At 36.2% G+C, this 21,741-nt stretch carries 20 protein-coding genes; 12 read left to right on the top strand and 8 right to left on the bottom strand.

What is annotated here, in order from left to right:
• Positions 1 to 4: 4 nt before the first annotated feature.
• Both IGJ24_RS08160 and IGJ24_RS08155 read right to left on the bottom strand, forming a co-directional pair.
• Positions 5 to 355 carry an iron chaperone gene (locus IGJ24_RS08160; protein ID WP_002387299.1) on the bottom strand — a complete coding sequence of 117 codons (351 nt, stop codon included), beginning with the start codon at positions 353 to 355 and terminating at the stop codon, positions 5 to 7.
• 150 nt (positions 356 to 505) lie between these two features.
• Entirely contained in the window at positions 506 to 655 is a 150-nt protein-coding gene (locus tag IGJ24_RS08155) for a hypothetical protein (RefSeq protein ID WP_002357118.1), read from the bottom strand.
• A gap of 208 nt (positions 656 to 863) precedes the next feature.
• Between IGJ24_RS08155 and IGJ24_RS08150 the strand changes: the two genes are divergently transcribed.
• Complete coding sequence (locus tag IGJ24_RS08150) at positions 864 to 2,699, top strand: LTA synthase family protein (protein ID WP_002370980.1); 1,836 nt, start codon at positions 864 to 866, stop codon at positions 2,697 to 2,699.
• 38 nt (positions 2,700 to 2,737) lie between these two features.
• Here IGJ24_RS08150 and IGJ24_RS08145 read toward each other — a convergent pair whose 3' ends face one another.
• The 3 genes from IGJ24_RS08145 to IGJ24_RS08135 all read right to left on the bottom strand — a co-directional run bounded on the left by IGJ24_RS08145 (position 2,738) and on the right by IGJ24_RS08135 (position 5,161).
• Positions 2,738 to 3,919 carry a multidrug effflux MFS transporter gene (locus tag IGJ24_RS08145; protein ID WP_289865403.1) on the bottom strand — a complete coding sequence of 394 codons (1,182 nt, stop codon included), beginning with the start codon at positions 3,917 to 3,919 and terminating at the stop codon, positions 2,738 to 2,740.
• 109 nt (positions 3,920 to 4,028) lie between these two features.
• Entirely contained in the window at positions 4,029 to 4,424 is a 396-nt protein-coding gene (locus IGJ24_RS08140) for a DUF3224 domain-containing protein (protein ID WP_002362038.1), read from the bottom strand.
• A gap of 71 nt (positions 4,425 to 4,495) precedes the next feature.
• Positions 4,496 to 5,161: a cyclic nucleotide-binding domain-containing protein gene (locus IGJ24_RS08135; protein WP_129193812.1), complete on the bottom strand. Its 666-nt coding sequence runs from the start codon at positions 5,159 to 5,161 to the stop codon at positions 4,496 to 4,498.
• A gap of 88 nt (positions 5,162 to 5,249) precedes the next feature.
• On the opposite strand from IGJ24_RS08135, the gene IGJ24_RS08130 reads away from it, so the two are divergent.
• The 4 genes from IGJ24_RS08130 to IGJ24_RS08115 all read left to right on the top strand — a co-directional run bounded on the left by IGJ24_RS08130 (position 5,250) and on the right by IGJ24_RS08115 (position 10,039).
• Positions 5,250 to 5,900, top strand: coding sequence for a YczE/YyaS/YitT family protein (locus IGJ24_RS08130; protein ID WP_002366868.1), 651 nt, complete (start codon positions 5,250 to 5,252; stop codon positions 5,898 to 5,900).
• 317 nt (positions 5,901 to 6,217) lie between these two features.
• A complete protein-coding gene (locus IGJ24_RS08125; RefSeq protein WP_002377094.1) occupies positions 6,218 to 8,923 on the top strand; it encodes a cation-translocating P-type ATPase in 2,706 nt (901 codons plus the stop codon).
• A gap of 69 nt (positions 8,924 to 8,992) precedes the next feature.
• Positions 8,993 to 9,529: a GNAT family N-acetyltransferase gene (locus IGJ24_RS08120; protein WP_002364151.1), complete on the top strand. Its 537-nt coding sequence runs from the start codon at positions 8,993 to 8,995 to the stop codon at positions 9,527 to 9,529.
• Positions 9,530 to 9,598: 69 nt separating this feature from the next.
• The gene (locus IGJ24_RS08115; protein WP_002385841.1) at positions 9,599 to 10,039 is read left to right on the top strand and encodes a hypothetical protein; all 441 of its coding nucleotides are present in this window, start codon (positions 9,599 to 9,601) and stop codon (positions 10,037 to 10,039) included.
• Positions 10,040 to 10,280: 241 nt separating this feature from the next.
• Here the strand turns inward: IGJ24_RS08115 and IGJ24_RS08110 are convergent, their stop codons facing one another.
• The gene (locus tag IGJ24_RS08110) at positions 10,281 to 10,442 is read right to left on the bottom strand and encodes a hypothetical protein (protein ID WP_002357133.1); all 162 of its coding nucleotides are present in this window, start codon (positions 10,440 to 10,442) and stop codon (positions 10,281 to 10,283) included.
• A 33-nt stretch (positions 10,443 to 10,475) separates the two neighbouring features.
• Positions 10,476 to 10,832 carry a hypothetical protein gene (locus IGJ24_RS08105; RefSeq protein ID WP_002365807.1) on the bottom strand — a complete coding sequence of 119 codons (357 nt, stop codon included), beginning with the start codon at positions 10,830 to 10,832 and terminating at the stop codon, positions 10,476 to 10,478.
• A 179-nt stretch (positions 10,833 to 11,011) separates the two neighbouring features.
• Between IGJ24_RS08105 and IGJ24_RS08100 the strand changes: the two genes are divergently transcribed.
• The 7 genes from IGJ24_RS08100 (at position 11,012) to IGJ24_RS08070 (ending at position 19,810) form a co-directional block, all read left to right on the top strand.
• The gene (locus IGJ24_RS08100) at positions 11,012 to 12,346 is read left to right on the top strand and encodes an FAD-dependent oxidoreductase (protein WP_129193808.1); all 1,335 of its coding nucleotides are present in this window, start codon (positions 11,012 to 11,014) and stop codon (positions 12,344 to 12,346) included.
• Entirely contained in the window at positions 12,336 to 13,802 is a 1,467-nt protein-coding gene (locus IGJ24_RS08095) for a helix-turn-helix domain-containing protein (RefSeq protein WP_289865404.1), read from the top strand. Before IGJ24_RS08100 ends, IGJ24_RS08095 begins: the two co-directional genes overlap by 11 nt.
• Positions 13,803 to 14,078: 276 nt before the next feature.
• Entirely contained in the window at positions 14,079 to 15,584 is a 1,506-nt protein-coding gene (gene glpK, locus IGJ24_RS08090) for a glycerol kinase GlpK (protein WP_002357138.1), read from the top strand.
• Between the two features lie 20 nt (positions 15,585 to 15,604).
• Positions 15,605 to 17,434 carry a type 1 glycerol-3-phosphate oxidase gene (glpO, locus tag IGJ24_RS08085; RefSeq protein ID WP_289865405.1) on the top strand — a complete coding sequence of 610 codons (1,830 nt, stop codon included), beginning with the start codon at positions 15,605 to 15,607 and terminating at the stop codon, positions 17,432 to 17,434.
• Between the two features lie 7 nt (positions 17,435 to 17,441).
• The gene (locus IGJ24_RS08080) at positions 17,442 to 18,161 is read left to right on the top strand and encodes an MIP/aquaporin family protein (protein ID WP_002357140.1); all 720 of its coding nucleotides are present in this window, start codon (positions 17,442 to 17,444) and stop codon (positions 18,159 to 18,161) included.
• A gap of 283 nt (positions 18,162 to 18,444) precedes the next feature.
• Entirely contained in the window at positions 18,445 to 18,972 is a 528-nt protein-coding gene (locus IGJ24_RS08075; protein ID WP_048737323.1) for a 5-bromo-4-chloroindolyl phosphate hydrolysis family protein, read from the top strand.
• Positions 18,965 to 19,810: a hypothetical protein gene (locus tag IGJ24_RS08070; RefSeq protein WP_002369202.1), complete on the top strand. Its 846-nt coding sequence runs from the start codon at positions 18,965 to 18,967 to the stop codon at positions 19,808 to 19,810. The genes IGJ24_RS08075 and IGJ24_RS08070 overlap by 8 nt, the downstream gene beginning before the upstream one ends.
• A 314-nt stretch (positions 19,811 to 20,124) precedes the next feature.
• Here IGJ24_RS08070 and IGJ24_RS08065 read toward each other — a convergent pair whose 3' ends face one another.
• Positions 20,125 to 21,633, bottom strand: a complete 1,509-nt coding sequence (locus tag IGJ24_RS08065) for a helix-turn-helix domain-containing protein (RefSeq protein ID WP_002357145.1) — start codon at positions 21,631 to 21,633, stop codon at positions 20,125 to 20,127.
• Between the last annotated feature and the right edge of the window lie 108 nt (positions 21,634 to 21,741).

The following is a 21,741-nucleotide window of genomic DNA, read 5'->3' as shown; positions in this document are numbered from 1 at the left end:
GGTCTCATTGAGACCCTGTTTTCATGTTTTCTTGTACACGGAATTTAACTATTTCCTGTATTAATGAAAGAGGTAACTCTTGCGTGTAGGGAAATTGAATGGCACCTTTCGAGGTTTTAAAAGGGCGTAATTCTTTGCTGAAACGTTGGATGGCTGATGGCGTAGGATAGAAACCTAAATGTTGCTTGGCCGCCGCAAAATGCACTAAATTGCCATTTAAGTAAAAGGTCGGCATTCCATAAGCGATTTTTTCAGTAGTCTCCTGAGGAACAACCGCTAAAATTGCTTGGTAGATTTCTGTTAACTGTGTTTGATGTTGGGGTTGCTGGCGAATATAGTTTGCAATGATGGTCATCTAAAAACACCTCCGTTTGTTTCAGTATACTATGTAAAAAATAAAAGGCGAAGAGGATACAAAAAAACCGTCTAGTATTTTTTCTTTACTAAACGGCTTTTAGCTTAAATAACTACCTAAAGGGTCTTGCATGGAAATGTTTGTCACTCCTTAGTTTAATTGTTTTAAGTGTGCAATTGCTTCTTCAATTGTGTGACCAGTTGCTGTTTTACTTTCATTTTTTGCATCAAAAACAATGAAAATATTTTTGTCTGTGTCTAATTGAATACGGTATTGAATGTTTTTTACTTTGTAAGTCATAGTTATTCTCCTTTCATAAAGTACTCTAAAAAGGCGACGATAACTGATAACGAAATTCCATTGTTACTATACCACTGGAAAATTATTTTTGCAACAAATAACATTTTTTCTTTACCATTCCTTAGACTTCTTTGCTAGCTACTTCTTTACATTCTTTTTCAAGAAGCATAAAATAAATACATTACTAGTTTTTGAATAGGAGATCGATGTGAAAAAGAGAGTTGAGAAATTTAGACGATGGCCCTACCGCTACCTTTTGTATGGAATCGGGTTCATCTTATTAATTATTTTTAGTAATTTATATTTGCAATGGTGTCAGAATAACTTGTCTGTTGATTTAGCCTTCAAGTTTGCTTTTTCGTGGCATACGGAAAAGTTTTTCTTAGGTTGTTTTGTGCTAAGCGTTTTTTTACTTTTTTTATGTAGTTTGGCAGGTTCATTAGGAGTTGGCGCTCTTTTATATAGTGTCATAATAGGTGTTTTAGGATTTGCGGACTATCAAAAGATGTTTTATCGTGTCGAACCTATTTACCCAGACGACTTAAAAATGATCACAGAAGTTAGTTTATTAAAAGAAATGGTTGGTTTATGGCCGTTTATTTTTGTGGTTGCGTTAGGTTGTGTAGCACTTTTTTTCTTAGGAAAAGCCTTTTATAAAAGTTTCTTTTTATCGAAGAAAAAACAAACGATTCGTGTGTTAAGTCTTGTTCTTTCGATTGGTCTATTTTCATATATTGGTGATTTTAACAATCCGCAAAATTTGTTACGTAAAGCCTATAATAAAACCGCGTTATGGATCCCTTACAGCCAAAAAATGAATTACTACAATACAGGATTTATTGGTGGTTTTCTATATAATTTAAAAGTAGAGGCTATGGACCAACCAAAGGGCTATTCAAAAGAAGCTATTTCAGAAATTACTCAGAAGTATCAAAAGTTGGCCGAGGCGAAACCAGTGCCGAGCAATGAGCAACCAAATATTGTGTTTGTCATGAGTGAAAGTTTTTCAAATCCAGATCATCTGAAAGGTTTGTCCATTATTGGTAACCCTTTAGCTGATTATCAGCAAATCGCTGATAAAACTTACAGTGGCCAGATGCTTTCACAAAACTACGGGGGCGGAACTGCGAATATTGAATTTGAAGCCCTAACAAGTTTTTCGATGGAATTAATGAATGCCCAAATGACTACACCTTATACGATGATGATTCCTAAGATGACGGAATTGCCTTCCATTGTTTCATTACTTAAGGAACAAAAGTACCAAACAACGGCTATTCATCCGTACAATACATCTATGTATAAACGAAAAGATGTGTATAAAATTTTAGGTTTTGATCAATTTATCAATGAAAAAACAATGAACTATACGGATAAACTAGAAAATAATCCTTACATTTCAGATCAAGCAGCGTATCAGGAAGTGACGACACTGCTTAAAGAAAAAGAGCAACCGCAATTCATTCATTTAGTTACTATGCAAACACATATGCCCTATGAAAATAAATACACAACGTCCAATTATTTTTCTCAAGGAAACGGCAATCAAGTCGCGCTCAATAATTACTTGCAAGATATTGCCTACAGTAGCGAAGCTTTGAAAAATTTCCTACAAGAAATCGAAAAAATGCCCAAACGCACATTAGTCGTTTTTTGGGGAGATCACTTACCAAGTATTTATGATGAAAACATTCAAGCGTTGAATGAAGGAGCAGCCCTTCACCAGACAGAATTTCTAATGTATGATACGGCGAACCAGTTAACAGAAAAAAATCAGCATCAAGCAACTATTAGTCCATTTTATTTTGCTCCCTCACTTTTCCAACAAAGCGGCTTACCGCAATCGGGATTTTACGCTATGCTAAATGAGGTACAAGAACAATTGCCTGCTTTTGAAAAGGGGAATTACTATCTCGGTGGGGAATGGAAAAAAACAGTAGAAATGAATAAAAAGCAAGAACAACTATATGAGGAATACCGACTGATTCAATATGACATTGTTTCAGGGAAGCAATATAGTTTAGAAAATCAATTTTTTAGCTAAAAAAAACACACGAAAAATATTCGTGTGTTTTTTGATTTTTATTTTAAAGTTTTACGATAAACAATGACATAATAGCTGAAAGCTAACAGGCAGGCAAAACTTAAAAAGTAAAGCGGTAAGACCCAAATGGTGCCATTGTGAAAGTAACTAATCAAATAGGTAAAGAAACTAACAAACAAGTAATAGACAAAACTAAAAATCCCACTGGCAGTACCAATTACAGATTCATAGCCTTTTAAGGCCATACTTAAGGCATTGGGCAAAGTAATATTAATCCCTAAGAAAAAGAGAAAAATAAACAAAATAAGACCAATGATTGATTCAAATTGTGTCATTATTAATAAACAGCAAGCCGCAAAGATACTTAGCAGCAAACCAGCAAAGGCAATTTTTTCCGCTGACCAATATCCTAGCAACCAATTGATAAGAACCGCAGCAAGAATACTAGACACAGCTAAAACTAAACCAAGAAAGCCATATTGGACACTGCTAAAGCCAAAGTGATTGATGAAAATAAACGGAGCTTCTGCATAGTAGCTAAACAATAAACCATTAATGCCCCCAATCAATAAGCCGTAGCACCAAACTTTCGAGTCGAAGGAAAGGCGTTTCGCCACGGACCAAAAAGGCGCTTTCGTTAAGGTATTTCCTAAGTGAAAGGTTTCTGGTAAACGATAAAAACTATAGAAAAGTAATAGAACAGCCATGACAATTAAGGTGCTAGAGACATGCTGATAGCCAAAATAGGTTTGAACAAGTCCGCCGACTAAGGGTCCGATGGCAGGAGATAGCGATAGAGCAGCGCTTGTTTGAGCAAAAATTTTCCCTCTTTGAAGATCGTTAAAGCTTTCCCGCATCATCGATTGGGTAATAACAGAACCAACGCTTGCACCAAATGCTTGAATTAAACGGAAGAATAACAGCCAAGGAAATGTCGGACTCAAAAAAAGGCCAATATTTCCAATTAAATAGCATAAAATTCCTAATAACATAGCTGGGCGACGTCCAATCGTATCGGATAGAATTCCCCAGAATAAAACGCCAACGGCAAAGGCAACAAAATAAATACTCATGGTTAATTGTGCCACGCTATCGTGAATGTTAAAAGCAGAACTAAGCGCTGGTAAAATGGGTGTGAAAATCGACTCGCTGATTTGTGGAAATCCCACAAGCAAAATAATAATTAGTAATGATGGGACGGTGTTTCGGGTGTTTTTCATGATTTTTCTCCTTAAAAGTTTAATCTAATCAAAAACACCCATTGTCTTTTACAACCGCCAAATTTAAAATAAGTAAAATAATGTCACCAACTTTCCTTGAAATTTTTTATTATACAAAGTCTAAATGAAGAAGCGCTTCTTCTTGACTAAATTCATAAGTGTAGCGACCGGATAAACCGGCAAGCTCACCTGATGCTTGAAATAGTTCACCTGGGCAGTCTAAAAGACCCTGTGTAAACGTCCCTTTTTCGCAAGCAGTAAAGGTGCCTTTTTTTCCTAAATAAGTTCCTTCGAAATGTAGGAAACCGACCACTTGAGCCACAGCTTCAAGCCCATCTGCCATTGAAGAGCCTTGATAAGTCATTAAGTATTCCACAGAAGCTGTCCCAGATAAGGCGCCTGACAATTGATAAGTAGCGCTCGCTTGATTTACTGGGAAATTTTCATTAAGATTGTCAATCGGTTGTTCTTGCCAACTAGATACAGTAAATGATGCTTGCTCCATTGCTGTCCCTTCTTTCTTATTAATAAGAATAGGGTAGCGGGAAGCGCACTATTTGTCAACAATCCACCACTTTAACTCTTCATTTTTTGAACAAAAGAATGTAACGCTAAGCGGTTGATGTGATAAGCAGTTCCTTGTTTTTGAATAAAGCCGAGCTCTCGAAATTGTTTGAAGGTATAAATAAGATGGCGATAACTAACCCCTAAGTATTCGGCAATCTCAGTATGTTTTTCTTTATAAACATCTTCGTGATTAGCGGCAACCAATAGCAATTCCGCTAGCCGATAACTTAGTTCATAGGTCTGATTCGTTGTAAAGTGGTCCACCCGTTGGAGCATTTTTTTCCCTAGATAATGGCTGAGTTGCTGCATAAAAAGCACCTTGTTTTTTAAAACAGTTTCTGCGTAAGCTAAAGGAATAGCCAAACAACAGGTTTCACCTAAGGCGATAACGTCCTTGGTTATCGTTTCCGCTTGGACTAATGTTAAATCGCCAATTAAATCACCTGTCGTTAAAAACTGAACAATGGATTGGCGGCCATTGCGTTCTGTTTTTAAAATTTTCGCTTTTCCTTTGATTAAATAAAAAAGATAATTTAATGGCTCTGCTTGGTGATGAATGAATTCTTGATTTTCAAAATCGATAATAAAACTGTGTTTTAAATCAGTTTCATTAAAAAAAGGCGTATTTTTAGCTAATTCTTGTTTCGGTGATCGTTGGTAGGCTGTTTTAAGCATTTTTTCTCCTTATAATAGGAGATATCTCCTATTTGTTTCTTCTATTGTAGCACATAATAGACGTATCAAGAGTAGAGGAGTTTTTATAATGTGGAAGAAAAAAATTGTGCTATCGTTTCTTTTTTATTTAATTAGTGCATTGGGCATCAGTTTGACAATTCAAGCAGGCATTGGAGTTAGTAGTTTTAATGCGTTTAATGTGACCTTTGCAACACTTACTCATTTAAAAGTTGGAACTGTTACCACAGCTATTAATTTCGCTTTTTTAGGCACGTGTTGGTTGTTAGATCAGCAGCGTAAAATTCAGGACTATTTGATTATTTTGGTGGCGTTAATTGGCTTTGGTTTTGTCATTAATTTTTTCTTATATCAATTATTTGGTTCGCTTGTTTTTCAAAATTATTTGGTTAAAATTGTTCTATTTATTTTAGGGACAATCATAGCAGGAATCGGGACAGGACAGGTAGTTGCGCTAGGTGTTTTGCAATTTCCCATTGAAAAATTTTGTACACTTATTTCTGAAAGAACGCGCTATAGTTTTCAGGTTTATCGTTATTTAGTTGATATTTTTTGTGTCAGTTTAGCACTAGGATTGTCCATTAGTTATCATTTGCCGATTTTTGTTCGTGAAGGAACCGTGATTAGTCTTTTCTTACTTTCTTGGGTTATTAGTTGGTCGAGAAAGCGGGGACAACAGCGTATTTTACGAATACAAATCAAGAAACTGGAATCCGAATGAAAGGATTTCAGTTTTTTTCAAATGAGCAGAACTTTTATTTGAAAAAAAGAGTGGAAAACGGTATACTAATTAAGTAATTATTCATAACATTGGTTCTCCAATCAATGTTAAATAGTTTTTTCATGAGGGAGTAACTGACAGTATTTATGCTGTGACAACATCACCAACTCCGAAAGCAATTTCTGGTGTTGTCTTAAACGGTGAGACTTATGTATGTTCGACGAAGTAGCATACACAAGTCTATTTTTTTTCATTTATTTTTGATGAAATGTAAAATAGTACTTGAAGGATGCTGCAAAAAATAGAGGAGGAAGAACATGTCAGAAGAAAAGAAAACACAATTGTCTGAAGCGTTTTACGCACAAGACGACACAGTTGTTTTGGAGAAAATGAACACAACAACTGATGGATTAAGTGCACAGGAGGCTCAAAAGCGTTTAGAAACGTACGGGGAAAATGTGCTAGATGAAGGGAAGAAAAAATCACTTGCCGTGAAATTCTTTGAGCAATTCAAAGATTTTATGATTATTGTTTTATTAGCGGCAGCGGTCATTTCAGCCGTCTTTTCCCATGATGTGGTAGACTCGATTATCATCTTAGTGGTTGTTATCTTGAACGCCATCTTTGGGGTCATCCAAGAAGCTAAAGCGGAACAAGCCATTGAAGCATTAAAAGAAATGTCTTCACCAAATGCGAATGTTCGCCGTGATGGACACGTCATTACTGTTAAAAGTGATGAATTAGTGCCAGGTGACATTGTTTTATTAGAAGCAGGGGATGTCGTTCCAGCCGATTTACGTTTATTGGAAGCGAATAGCTTAAAAATTGAAGAAGCAGCGTTAACCGGTGAATCTGTTCCAGTTGAAAAAGAAGTAACCATCTTAGAGGGAACCGATATTGGTATCGGTGACCGAATCAATATGGCTTATTCCAATAGTAATGTGACGTATGGACGTGGTCTTGGCGTTGTGGTTGGCACAGGAATGAATACAGAAGTCGGTAAAATTGCTGGCATGCTAGCAAGCGAACAAGAAACGGAAACGCCTTTAAAACAAAACTTAAACCAATTGGGTAAAATGTTAACAATTGCCATTTTAGTCATTGCAGCGGTGATGTTTGTGGTAGGAATGATGAATGGTCGTTCATGGATTGACATGTTATTAACGTCAATTTCGTTAGCTGTAGCGGCAATTCCAGAAGGATTACCAGCGATTGTCACGATTATTTTGGCTTTAGGTACCCAAAAAATGGCCAAGAAAAATGCGATTGTCCGTAAGTTACCAGCCGTTGAAACATTAGGAAGTACAGACATTATCTGTTCAGATAAAACAGGTACGTTAACCTTAAATCAAATGACCGTTGAAGCGTTGTATACAGATGGTCAAGTTTTATCTGCTTCCACAGAAATCCCTGCCGATAATATGGCTTTAAAAATCATGAACTTTACGAATGATACAAAAATCGCTCAAGATGGTTCATTAATTGGTGACCCAACAGAAACTGCCTTAGTACAATTTGGTTTAGATCATGCGTTTAACGTAACCGAAAAAGTAGCAGCTGAACCTCGTGTGGCAGAGATTCCTTTTGACTCTGATCGTAAATTAATGACTACTGTTCATGAATTAAAAACAGGTGGCTTCCTAGTTTCTGTCAAAGGTGCACCAGATGAATTATTGAAACGTTGTACGGAAATCTTATCAAATGGAGAAACAAGTCCATTAGATGAAACAAAACGTCAAGAAATTTTGAAAACCAACACCTCATTAGCGAAACAAGCCTTACGTGTTTTAGGAATGGCTTATAAATATGTTGAGACGATTCCAGCCGAAATGAGTTCTGAACTTGTGGAAAAAGATTTAACATTTGCTGGTTTAGTCGGTATGATTGACCCAGAAAGAAAAGAAGCTGCAGATGCTGTAAAAGTCGCGAAAGAAGCGGGTATTCGTCCAATTATGATTACGGGTGACCACCGTGATACAGCAGAAGCAATTGCGGCACGTTTAGGCATCATCAAAGAAGGCGACGACGATGCAGTCATTACAGGCGCTGAATTAAATGAATTGTCAGATGAAAAATTCGCACAAGTCGTGGGACACTACTCTGTCTATGCTCGTGTTTCACCAGAACACAAGGTTCGGATTGTTAAAGCGTGGCAACAAGAAGGAAAAGTGGTTGCGATGACTGGTGATGGCGTAAATGATGCCCCAGCCTTAAAAGCTGCTGACATCGGGATTGGTATGGGAATTACCGGAACAGAAGTATCAAAAGGTGCTTCAGATATGGTCCTTGCCGATGATAACTTTTCAACAATTATTGTGGCAGTAGAAGAAGGACGTAAAGTCTTCTCAAATATCCAAAAAACGATTCAATATTTACTTTCAGCTAACTTAGGGGAAGTATTAACCTTGTTTATTGCAACAATGCTCAATTGGGATACCTTGTTACCTGTTCACTTATTGTGGATTAACTTAGTAACGGATACTTTCCCAGCGATTGCGTTAGGTGTGGAACCAGCAGAACGTGATGTGATGAGCCATGAACCTCGTGGTAAAAAATCGAACTTCTTCTCTGGCGGCGTTTTAAGCAGTGTTGTTTATCAAGGGATTACGCAAGGGGCATTGACTTTGATTGTGTATAAAATGTCAATTATGTTCCCAGCACATACCGCAGCTAACACAAACTTATCGGCGCAAGCGTTGTATGATTTACAACACGGCGATGCTTTAACCATGGCCTTTGCTACTTTGGGATTAATTCAATTGTTCCATGCCTTTAATGTGAAGTCGATTTATCAATCAATTTTCAAAGTTGGCTTATTCCGCAACAAATCATTTAACTATGGGATTCTTGTTTCGTTCTTGCTATTAGCTGCAACGATTGTTATTCCAGGATTTAATGATTTATTCAGCGTTACACATTTAGATGCATATCAATGGGCAATTGTAGCAGGTACTTCTTTTGCTATCATCCCAATTGTGGAAATTGTGAAGTTCTTCCAACGTAAAGCAGGTAAAGGTGCTTAATAAATAAGAAAAGAAAATTGGCTGGTACTTAAACCAGTCAATTTTTCTTTATGTAAGGAGTGAAAGGGCTTGAAACGGAAAATTATTTTCGAAACACAACGACTTATTGTCAGAGAATGGCAGTCGGAAGATGAAGTGGAATTGAAAAAATTTTTGCAAGATGAAAATGTGATGTATGCCTATGAACACGCTTTTTCTGATGAAGAGGTTGCAAACTGGCTAAAGTGGAACTTACAGTCCTATCAAGAATACGGCTACGGCTTATGGGCGTTAGAGAAGAAGCGAACAGGCGAAGTCATCGGCGAGTGTGGTCTCACCAATCAATTAGTAAAAGGTAAGAGCTATCCAGAAATTGGTTATCATTTATGTGTGAAAGAATGGCACAAAGGGTATGCGATTGAAGCTGCCGCAGCGGCAAAACAGTACGCATTCGATGTATTAAATTTTCCAGAAGTTATTTCAACGATTCGTGATACGAACTTAGCCTCTATGAATGTCGCTATTCGAAACCAGATGCTTGTTAGGGATCGATACATTAAAACATACCGTGGCAAAACGATGCCTCACTATGTTTTCTCTGTTAAAAATCAAAAGAATGAAGACTGAAAAAGTGCCACTTGTCAGATGGAATAGAAAAAGTGTAAAATGGAGTGAAAGAGAAAAGGGAAAAGAGGGATGGTTATGAGACCAAATTTAGGATTTTACGTTCAAACAATTAATGATATCGTTAAAACAACAGAAGACATTGGCGAAGTCATGAATCCATATTACGAAGAAGTTCGTCAAGCGATCGATAAGAATAAAGTGAATGATTTAACAGCCGAACGAATTGCAGAAATTCAAGCAAAATTTAAAGAAGGTACTGAAAAATATGAATTAATGCTCAAAAAAGTCGGAACATTAAAACCGACGCCACAAGTACTTGGCATTCACAAAAAATTTCAACATGCTTATACAGAATATGTAGCAGGATGCAATGAAATGATTTTAGCAACAGATCCAGAAACAGGTATTGATGCAGATTTATTTAATGCTTCAGAGGAAAAGCAGGATCAAGCAACGGATGAATTAACCTTTGCCATTACGCGGATGAGCAACATTCTTTTGAAAAAATAAAAAACTAATAAAAATAACTAACGAATTTAATATTTTTTTCATGTCTTTTTTATGGACAAAAGAGAAAGTGTATTGTATTATTAATTCATACCAACAACAACCTTTTTATTTTTCATTTTACTCTTATTGAGTAAATACTCCTTTTCCATCGGCAAAACTGCCGGTGGTTTTTTTGTTATTTTTTTTATTTAATAATAAAACAACCTTTGATTTTATTAAAATCAAAGGTTGTTTTAGCTTGTTAATTTTCAACATTTCGCACATAATCATCAAAGTATTGAATTAACTCTTTCTTGATTTGTTGATAATCTGCTTCAGAATAGTTCTTTTCTTCTAGCGTACCATTAAAAAATGGCAAATTTAGTTCTTCTTTTAAACGTTCAATCACTTCTTCTTGCTTCATAAGGACCCCTTCTCAACGAATTGTTCTCTTCTATTATAGAACATTGTAGTCATCCGTCAATTGTTCAAAGGCAATTTTCATTTCCTCTAGACGTTCATTCAATTGATGGGTTTCATCTTCTTCATTGAAAAAATGTTGTTTTAATTCAAAATAAAAATTTTCGAAGGCTTGGAAAAAAGGCTCAGACTTGTTGTTTTCAAGAGCAGGAACACTTGTGTAGAGAACACGAGCGCTATGGTAGTAAGTGAAAACCTCGTTAATATTTAATAAAATACGCGCTTCTTCTGGGCGTGGTCGACTTGTAACTAAGTCATGTAAAGATAAACTTTTTGTATGGGTTTCAGATAAATAAAATAAAAATAGTTCCAATTGCTCTTTTGTTGCAGACATGAAAACTCCTCCTCAAACAGTAGTAACATTTATTATAAATGAAAATGAAAGTGCTTGAAAAGCAATGCGCTCAGCAAAAATAATTATTTTAAGGGAAAACTATAGTTGTTGCTTTAGCATTCTTTTTAATCATGATAAACTGAGAGAAGTATAATAGGTCCTGACAGAGGAGGAAACAAATGAAAATTGTGATTATTGGTGCATCATTCGCAGGTATTTCCGCAGCAATTGCTTCAAGGAAAAAATATCCCCAAGCAGAAATTTCTTTAATTGACAAGCAAGCAACAGTGGGGTATTTATCTGGTGGCTTAAGTGCGTATTTTAATCATACCATCAATGAATTACACGAAGCACGTTACATAACGGAAGAGGAATTACGTCGTCAAAAGATTCAGCTGCTTTTAAATAGAGAAGTTGTGGCAATGGATGTTGAGAACCAATTGATTGCTTGGACACGAAAGGAAGAGCAACAGTGGTATTCTTATGATAAATTGATTTTAGCGACAGGCGCGAGCCAGTTTTCCACGCAAATTCGTGGTAGTCAAACAGAAAAACTACTCAAATATAAATTTTTATCAGGTGCTTTAGCGGCTGTTCCATTACTGGACAATAGCCAGACAGTAGCCGTCATTGGTGCAGGACCCATTGGAATGGAAGCTATTGATTTTCTTGTGAAAATGAAGAAAACGGTCCATGTCTTTGAAAGCTTGGAAAATCTATTGCCTAAATATTTTGATAAAGAAATGGTCGCAGAAGTTCAAAAATCTTTGGAAAAACAAGCAGTAATTTTCCATTTTGAAGAAACGGTCCTAGGAATTGAAGAAACGGCCAATGGTATTGTTCTTGAAACAAGCGAGCAGGAAATTTCTTGTGACAGTGGGATTTTTGCTTTAAACTTACATCCTCAATTAGCCTATTTGGATAAAAAAATTCAACGGAATCTGGATCAGACAATCGCGGTGGATGCTTATTTACAAACTTCAGTGCCGAATGTTTTTGCCATCGGTGATTGCATTTCAGTTATTAATGAACCAGTCGCGGAAACTTTTTATGCTCCGTTAGTGAACAATGCGGTACGAACTGGCTTAGTAGTCGCCAACAATTTAGAAGAAAAAAAACACCGATTCATCGGCTCTTTGCGAACAATGGGAACAAAAGTGGGGGACTATTACCTTGCTAGTACAGGTCTAACCGAAACGGAAGGTTTATTTTTTCCGCAAACACTTGCTTCCGTAATTGTTAGACAGCCAGCGCCGCCTCTACAACATGGGACAGAAATTTTAGGCAAATTAATCTATGATAAAGTGACGCAACGGGTCCTTGGGGCGCAGCTTTGTTCAAAAAACAATTGTTTAGAAAAAATAAATACTTTAGCATTAAGTATCCAAACAGGTCAGACACTGACAGACCTATTACAAAAAGATTATTTTTATCAACCTTCCTTAACCAATATTTATGATATTACAAATTTGATGGGTGCTTCGGCTTATTGGAGAGAGAACGATGAAAGTTGAGACGTTATTAGAAAAGAAAGCGATGCGACAATTATTAACGGTGCAACAAACCATCTTAGCAGGCGGCACCTGCTCAGTCTCTGATTTAACAGCATTATTAGCGGTCACAAAAGCCTCCTTTGAAAAAGACTTGGAGGATTTACATTATTTTTTGAAACCTTTTGGACAGGATTGTCAGCTTACTTATGATGGCCAACAGCTATCAATCACCTTATCGGATTTTTTTTCGTTGAATCATTTAATTGAAGCATTTGTAAAAGAGTCTCTTAAATTTCAACTTTTAGATTATTTATATCGTAATAAAGAGTTTTCTATTGTTCAATTAACGACTAAATTTATGATTAGTGAGTCTTCTTTATTTCGAAAGATTAAGGAACTCAATCAATTGTTAGCCGCCTTTGATTTGCAAATAAAAAATGGACAACTACAGGGAGAAGAATTGCAGATTCGTTACTTTTACTTTCAGTTGTATTGGTATATTACCCCCTATGAAACACACCAGAAAAAAACGATGTCCCCGTTAAATAAACGGATAATTGAAGGGATTGAGACTGGCTTAGGTTTTACTTTTAATGAACATAATGCGTTAAAAGTTAGCCTTTGGTTGAGTATTACGAAAAAGCGCCTAGCGGTCACTTCAAAAAAATATCAACAATTGAGAAAGAAAATGATTGATTTTAAAGAAGATCCGTTATTTAAGCAAGTTCGACAATTGTTTTTCCGTTTTTCTAGTCGCTATTCATTAGAATTAGACGAAGGAGAAAGCATGATTCATTTTGTTTTTCTAATCACAATGTCGGTCTTACCAGAATCAGCTTTTGATGAATATTCCTTAATTCGGGGACGTCGTTCCGCTGTTTCTTTAGCTGATACGTTTATCTTGGAAAATGTGGTCTTGTATTATCGGCCCCATAAATTTGAACCTACTCTTGAGAAAACCATGGCTTACTATTTTTCACAAATTCATGGAAAACTGTATTTTTTTAAAGGAGAATTGGAAGTTTTTGATCGGGCCCATATCTGGGAAAAAGAACAGCAATTATCTAGTCGGGAATTAGCTTCTTTTTCAACAACGTTATTAGAAAAAGCTTTAGCTTGTTTTGATGAAACGTATCAACCAGGAGATAGTTTGCATGAACTTTCTCTGGTCAAATATTTAAGCGTGTTGGCATTAATTGAATTTAAAATGATTGGTGAAATAAAAATTGGAATTCACTTAGCAATGGATGCTCTTTATCAAGCGGCGTTAACACAAGTATTAATGCTTAGTCTTAAAAATATGAATGGCACGCTGGTGGAGAGGTATCAGCCTGAACAAACATATGATTTAATTGTGACCAATTATCAGCAAACGAGCTATCAAGGAACACCAGAAGTCTATGTTTTGTCAGAATTAAGTTCGACCTATGATGTGCAACAATTAAAAAAGAAAATACGCACCTTGCGGGAGAAATAAACAAAAGGTTGGTGTGACGGAAATTGTCTGATCCTCGCACCAGCCTTTTTACAATTAAAAGTCGAAAATTAGGCTTTTTTAAACAAAAATGTTTCTTTTTATTGAAAAATTAGAGATAATAAAAGTATTATTGAAAGCGTTGTCTTTGTTGGTTTTAGTAGAAATCCTTTCAATTTTTTTAAAATAAAAAAAGTTTTTGACATGTTTAGTTATTCTTTTGTTTGTAAGATAGGAACATAAAGAAAACGATTTCAAAAACGTTTAGGAGGAATTATCATGGCAGAAGAAAAATACATTATGGCGATTGATCAAGGAACGACTAGTTCTCGTGCAATTATTTTTGATAAAAAAGGAAACAAAATTGGTAGTTCACAAAAGGAATTTACTCAATATTTTCCTAATGCAGGCTGGGTGGAACATAATGCCAATGAAATTTGGAATTCTGTTCAATCCGTTATTGCAGGTTCTCTAATTGAGTCAGGAGTGAAACCAACGGATATTGCCGGAATTGGGATTACAAACCAACGGGAAACAACCGTTGTTTGGGACAAAGCAACTGGGTTACCCATTTATAACGCAATTGTTTGGCAATCACGCCAAACGACACCTATTGCTGATCAACTAAAAGAAGATGGCTACAGCGAAATGATTCATGAAAAAACTGGGTTAATCATTGATGCTTATTTCTCAGCAACGAAGGTTCGTTGGATCTTAGATCACGTAGAAGGTGCGCAAGAACGTGCAGAAAATGGAGAATTGATGTTTGGAACAATTGACACTTGGCTCGTTTGGAAATTAACGGGAGATACTCATGTCACTGATTATTCAAATGCAAGCCGGACGATGTTGTTTAATATCCATGATTTAGATTGGGATCAAGAAATTTTGGATCTTTTAAATATCCCACGAGTGATGTTACCGAAAGTCGTTTCGAACTCTGAAGTGTATGGATTAACAAAAAATTACCATTTTTACGGAAGTGAAGTTCCTATCGCTGGGATGGCTGGTGACCAACAAGCCGCTTTATTTGGTCAAATGGCCTTTGAACCTGGGATGGTTAAAAATACCTATGGAACAGGCTCATTTATTGTCATGAACACTGGCGAAGAACCTCAACTTTCTAAAAATAATCTGCTTACCACTATTGGCTATGGCATTAACGGCAAAGTATATTATGCCTTGGAAGGAAGTATCTTCGTGGCTGGTTCAGCGATTCAATGGTTACGAGATGGCTTAAAAATGTTGCAAACGGCTGCTGAATCTGAAGCAGTAGCCAAAGCGTCAACAGGGCACAATGAAGTTTATGTGGTTCCGGCATTCACTGGTTTGGGCGCACCATATTGGGATTCACAAGCGCGTGGGGCTGTCTTTGGATTAACACGCGGTACCACGAGAGAAGATTTTGTCAAAGCGACACTTCAAGCAGTTGCGTATCAAGTTCGTGACATTATTGACACGATGAAAGAAGATACAGGCATAGACATTCCTGTCTTAAAAGTAGACGGTGGAGCAGCAAACAATGATTTCTTGATGCAATTCCAAGCAGATATTTTAAACACTGCTGTTCAAAGAGCCCATAACTTAGAAACAACGGCCTTAGGCGCAGCTTTCTTGGCGGGCTTAGCGGTTGGCTTCTGGAAAGACTTAGAAGAAATCAAAGCATTCCAAGAAGAAGGACAACAATTTGAACCAATTATGGCGGAAGAAGAACGAGAAGATTTATATGAAGGTTGGCAACAAGCAGTAGCAGCTACCCAACAATTCAAACGTAAAAATAAGTAAATGGAAAAGGGGAATTTTCTATGACTTTCTCAATAGAAACACGCCGACAATCAATCGACGCTTTAAAAACACAACACTTAGATGTCTTAATTATTGGTGGTGGCATTACTGGCGCAGGCGTTGCCCTGCAAGCCAGTGCCGCTAAAATGAAGACAGGGTTAATTGAAATGCAGGATTTCGCAGAGGGCACCTCTTCACGATCAACCAAATTAGTTCATGGTGGTATCCGCTATTTGAAAACGTTTGACGTGGAGGTGGTGGCAGATACAGTGAAAGAACGAGCCGTCGTTCAATCCATTGCGCCACACATCCCTAAAGCGGATCCCATGTTATTGCCGATTTATGATGAGCCAAATGCAACATTTAATCTATTTTCTGTCAAAATAGCAATGGATTTATATGATCAGTTAGCTGATGTAACAGGTACCAAGTACGCCAACTATCTGTTGACAAAAGACGAGGTTTTGGCACGTGAGCCACAACTAAAAAGTGAAGGTCTACAAGGTGGCGGTGTTTATTTAGATTACCGAAATAATGATGCTCGTTTAGTTATTGAAAATATTAAACAAGCAGTAGCTGACGGGGCACATGCTGTGAGTCGGGTTCAAGCGGTGGGCTTTTTATACAATGATGAAGGTAAAATTACTGGCATTCAAGCAAAGGACCTACTAACTGACGAACAGTTTGAGATTCACGCAGATGTTGTGATTAATACTACTGGTCCTTGGTCAGATAAATTAAGAGGCTTAGACAAAAATGATTCATTTACACCACAAATGCGTCCAACCAAAGGGGTTCATTTAGTTGTCGACAAAAGCCGTTTAAATGTTCCTCAACCAACGTATTTTGATACAGGTAAACAAGATGGCCGCATGGTCTTCGTTGTTCCAAGAGAAGAAAAAACATATTTTGGGACGACGGATACAGATTACCATGGAGACTTTCAACATCCAACAGTAGAACAAAGTGATGTGGATTACCTATTGGAAGTAGTCAATAATCGTTATCCAGAGGTACAATTGACAATTGATGATATTGAAGCCAGCTGGGCTGGCTTACGACCTTTAATTTCTGCTAACGGTGGCTCAGATTATAACGGGGGAAACAATGGCAAACTTTCAGATAAAAGTATTGATGAAGTCATTGATGTCGTTGACAGATACCAAAAAAATCAAACAGATAAACGAGAAATTGAAGAAGTCCTAAACCATCTAGAAGACAGTTTGGTGGAAAATAAAGTCAATCCTTCAGCTGTCTCTCGAGGCAGCTCATTGGAAAGATCAGCGGATGGCTTGCTCACTTTGGCTGGTGGGAAATTAACAGATTATCGTAAAATGGCAGAAGGTGCGATGAAAATGATTCAAACCATCTTAGCAGAAGAATACCAGAAAGAATTCACCTTAATTGATTCTAAAAACTATCCAGTTTCAGGCGGGAAATTGAACCCTGCAACGGTAGACGAAGAATTAGAAGCGTTGGCAAAACATGGCGTGTCTAAAGGGTTAAGTGAAAAGGATGCACTATACTTAGCTCATTTATATGGCTCCAACGTACCAACTGTTTTTGAAATGATTGATGGTGCCAAAGTAATTCCTGGTTTAACCTTAACAGAAACTGTCTCTTTAAACTATGCGATGGAAGAAGAAATGGCTTTAACACCCGTCGACTTTTTATTGCGACGGACCAACCACTTATTATTTATGCGTGATCGTTTGGACCAAGTGAAAGCGGGAGTCATTGAAGAAATGGCACAGCATTATAAGTGGACAGCGGAAGAAAGAGCACGACACATTGAAACATTAGAAAAAGTAATTGAAGAATCAGATTTAAAAAATTTGAAAGTAGGGTGAAGAAAAAATGGGAACTTCGATGATGACACAATTATTCGGTGAATTTTTCGGAACGATGATTTTAGTTTTACTAGGGGATGGCGTCTGTGCCGCAGTTAACTTGAAGAAAAGCAAAGCCTTTGCTTCTGGTTGGGTCGTTATTGCTTTAGGTTGGGGCGCTGCTGTTACATTAGCTGTTTACATGTCTGGGTATATGAGTCCAGCGCATTTAAATCCTGCTGTAACAGTTGCGATGGCAATTACTGGAAACTTTGAATGGGGCATGGTTTTACCTTATATCGTAGCTCAAGTCCTAGGCGGTTTTATTGGTGGTTTAGTTGTCTGGTTAGCTTATTTACCCCATTGGAACATTACAGAAGACAAAGGTGCTATTTTAGGAACCTTCGCCACTGGTCCAGCTGTCCGTAACTATCCAGCCAATGTTTTAACAGAAATTATCGGCACATTTGTCTTGGTTTTTGGTTTACTAGCCTTTTCTCAAAACGACTTAGCGGCTGGCATTAACCCAATGCTTGTTGGGATTTTGGTCTTAGGACTAGGTCTATCATTAGGCGGACCTACAGGTTATGCAATTAACCCTGCACGTGATTTAGGACCTCGTTTAGCGCACCAAATTATTCCTGTGAAAACAAAAGGTGATTCTGATTGGGCTTATTCTTGGGTGCCAATTGTGGGACCTATCTTAGGTGCTTCATTAGCTGCAGTAATTTATTTATTCACTATTTAATAAAATGAAATGTAAATAGTTGTTTTAGACAATAAAAAACGCTTGTGAGAAGTAATCAATTCTTGCAAGTGTTTTTTGCTATATATTAAACAAAAAAAGATTCCCTTAGACATTTAGACAATTTGTCCAAATGCGGAACAGAACAATTTTCCTATATGATACAATAAAAGTGCACAAGTAATTGGGGGAGTAACATTTCATACTTATTTGTCAATTTTAAGCTGGACAATGTGTTCAGTAATATATACTAATTTAAAAAGGAGTACATGATTTGAATGGGATAATGGTTTTGTTAGTGGGCGCTGGGTACATTGGTTGGGTTATTTATAGAAATGGTCGTACGTATTTCCGTTATAAAAAAAATCTAAAAAAATATCAAACGACGCACCATCTAACGGACAGTGACCTAGAGATGTACCAAAGAATTATGGACGAATTAAAAAAACAAATTATTTATTTAAACGAACTAACGAATAAGTCACGAAATTTAAAAAAAATTGAACAAGTAGAACTGGGTGTTGCTTCCGCTAAGGGCATCTTTAAACACTTAGTGAAGTATCCTGAAGCAATTACTCATTTTAGTGATTTTTTATATCATAAGGTACCAGAGATTTTACGAGCATCAGAACGGTTTTTAAGCATTAAAGAAGATAAATTGTCAACAGAAGAAATAACACTTGCAACCAATGGTATCTTAAGTACCATACGAGTGTTGTCGGAAAGTATCACAGATGATTATGAAAGATTAGTCTCCGAAGCATCTGAGGAAATTGCCTTATCAAAAAAATTAGTGGAGAGAAAAAATGGCTAAACAAAAGAATTTTTATGATACATATGATGCGCTTTTTCAAAAGCCAAAATGGTCGTTTTTTCCTGTCACAAGAACAGACACAGTAAAGCAACTTCCTAACCCAAATAAAAAAGTGGTAAAACCACAGACGAAAAAAAAGAAAAAACAAAAAAAGAACAAAAAAATTATTTGGATAGGCATTGCTGTAGCAATTGGCTTTATAGTATATATTGATCTTGCGGAGAAAGATGATTATTGGGATTACTCCGCTTCATCAGAAGATGTTTATCCTTTAAAAGAAGCTGGACTTACCACAACTGGACCTGTTGATTTAGAAAAACCACTAAAAGTCACAATAGAAGAAAATAAACTTTTATTTAATCAAGGCTATCAAATAGAAATTATCGGCGATGCCGATATTGAAACCAGTGGCGGAAAGAACTTTTTAATTTTACCTTCTACAGAGGAGTATCCAGATACAAAATATCTAGGCAATATCAGTTTTTATGAAAAAAGAGACTATTATACATCGGCAGGTATGTACCTTTCTGGCAATCTTGTCAACAGTCTTTCTGATTATTTGGATACAAGTAAAGAGTTTATCAAAGCATACCCAATTGATAAAATTGCTGATGTACAAACCGGCTATATTTTAAAACGGAATCAAGGATATACAGACATCTCAAAATATTATCTCTTTAAAGATGGAACAGGATTTGAATTAGAAGTCTCTGTTGACCAATTGGAAAAGGTCAAAGATCCCAAAGACTATTCTTCTTTTGTAAAAACATACGCAAAAGAAGTCGCTTTTATAGAAAAAAGTTTTAAATTTGAGTCTACTGATGAGGAATCTCGATAGAGAAAATAGTTTTCAGCTTCAAGTAGCGCCTAGCAATACCTTTGTTGAAAAAATGTAAGAGCCTGAGACAAAAAACACTTTGGATCTTCGTCTCAGGCTTAAAAACTGATCAGCGGTGGAAGCGTAGCACTTTAAGGACTGAAGTACGACGTGTACCCACTTACTAGATTGTCTTTGAAGGTAACGTAGAAAAGAACAGCAATATACAAGCGACCTACAAACTATTTTCTGTCAGACTAAAACTGGCAGAAGTGGTTTGTAGGTCGCTTGTTTTCATTATGGTTGGTGAGACAAGTTAGCGCTTGATGTTTGTTTTAATATTGCAAATCAAAAATGGCGATACTTATTTTACTGAAAATTAGTTCCCAATCTTCTCGGGTTAATTCTTCTTCTAAAATGTAAATTCGGTCTATTTCTTTTGGTAAATCAAATAAGGGATAGTCAGTAATCACAATATCACAACTAGAAAAATCGGTTCGTTCAAAAATAATATCCTCACTAAATGCTTGCTTGATTTTCATCATAATAAAGCTAGCAATGTAAAAATCGCGAGAATATGCAACACCAATTTTAATTTTTTTGCGGGGACTATAGTGCTTATAAATTCGTAACAACAATTCACATGTCCAAATTGGGTTCTCCTGATCCTTAAATCTTAGCTGATAAGGGGAATGCGCTGAAAAATTTTGATAAAAAGCATAAATTTCTTTCTGTAAATCTTTTTGATAAGTACTATTTTTATTGACTAAAAAATCTAGAATTGCGGTATTTGGTTGCTGTGAAATAAATAATTGGTTATAGATAATATTTTTAAATAAAATAAGTAAGAAGTAATGACGATCAAATTCACGCATTTTTGGAATTTGAAAAACTTCGCAAAAATTGGTTAATAAAGAATCAACGTAGAAATATTCTGGGCAAGAAATTTCATTTAGAGCAGCCAGTAAATCTTTGGCTCGTTTTGCTGAATCAAAATTATCAATGGCAATGGGTGCAATGATATCTACAACCCGCTGTTGATCTTCTGAAAAATTTGATTGGGAACAAAAAATAGTTTGTTTTGAGTCTGAGAAAAGCCTTAAATAAGGATGTTCTTCAAATTCTTTTTGGAGATCATCTTCACAAGTATATGGAAAGCGATATTTTGCGATGTGTAAAAGTAAATTTAATTTTAGTAGAGAAGCGTGTTCCAAGCGTTCAAGAATTTCTGGTTTAATATGCTGCGTCAGTATATCTTCAAAATAAGTAGAGGTATAACGTGGTAAGGCTAAGGTATTTAAAAAGATGGTCCAGTAGACATCAAGAAAAGCATATAGGACTTGAAATTCAGAACCTGTAATCACTTTACTCGCGGAGGGGGAAAAATGGACGGAAATTCCATACAAACCAAATAGTTTATTAATGTTATTTAACCGTTTGTAAATGTAAGATGAGCTAAAATTAGTTTCTTGACTCACTTTCCAGACAGAATTGTTTTCTTTTTTGATAATTGCTTGAAAAAGAATGAAGTCAGTAGAATGGACACAGTAATAATTAAATAATAAAAAATAGTGGGAAAGAAAATCATTGGAAGTCGTATGTAATGAAATTTTTCCGTGATGGATCTGAATCTCTAAGGTATTTTCAGGAAGGGTTGCTAAGTCTTCTTGAATTTCACGAAGATAAATTGATAAATTTTTAGTAGAAAGATCGAATTTTCGGGCAACACTAGATAAATCAAGGTTCGTTTGTTTTGCTAAGTATAAAAAGACAGCCAATTTTTTTTGTGTTTTCTTTGAAAGTAAAAATGTTTTTATGGCATCTTGTGTTTTGATGAGACTCACTCCTTAGTAATAACTTCTCTTTTATTATAATAGTTCACCTAATAAATTGTAATAAAAAAGAACAATTCTCATTGGTTTATGAGAAAATAACAAGATATTCAGCAGGAA

It is taken from the genome of Enterococcus sp. DIV0546 (assembly GCF_051712785.1).
Lineage (GTDB): Bacteria > Bacillota > Bacilli > Lactobacillales > Enterococcaceae > Enterococcus > Enterococcus faecalis.
This window is presented reverse-complemented; position numbering and strand designations above follow the sequence as displayed.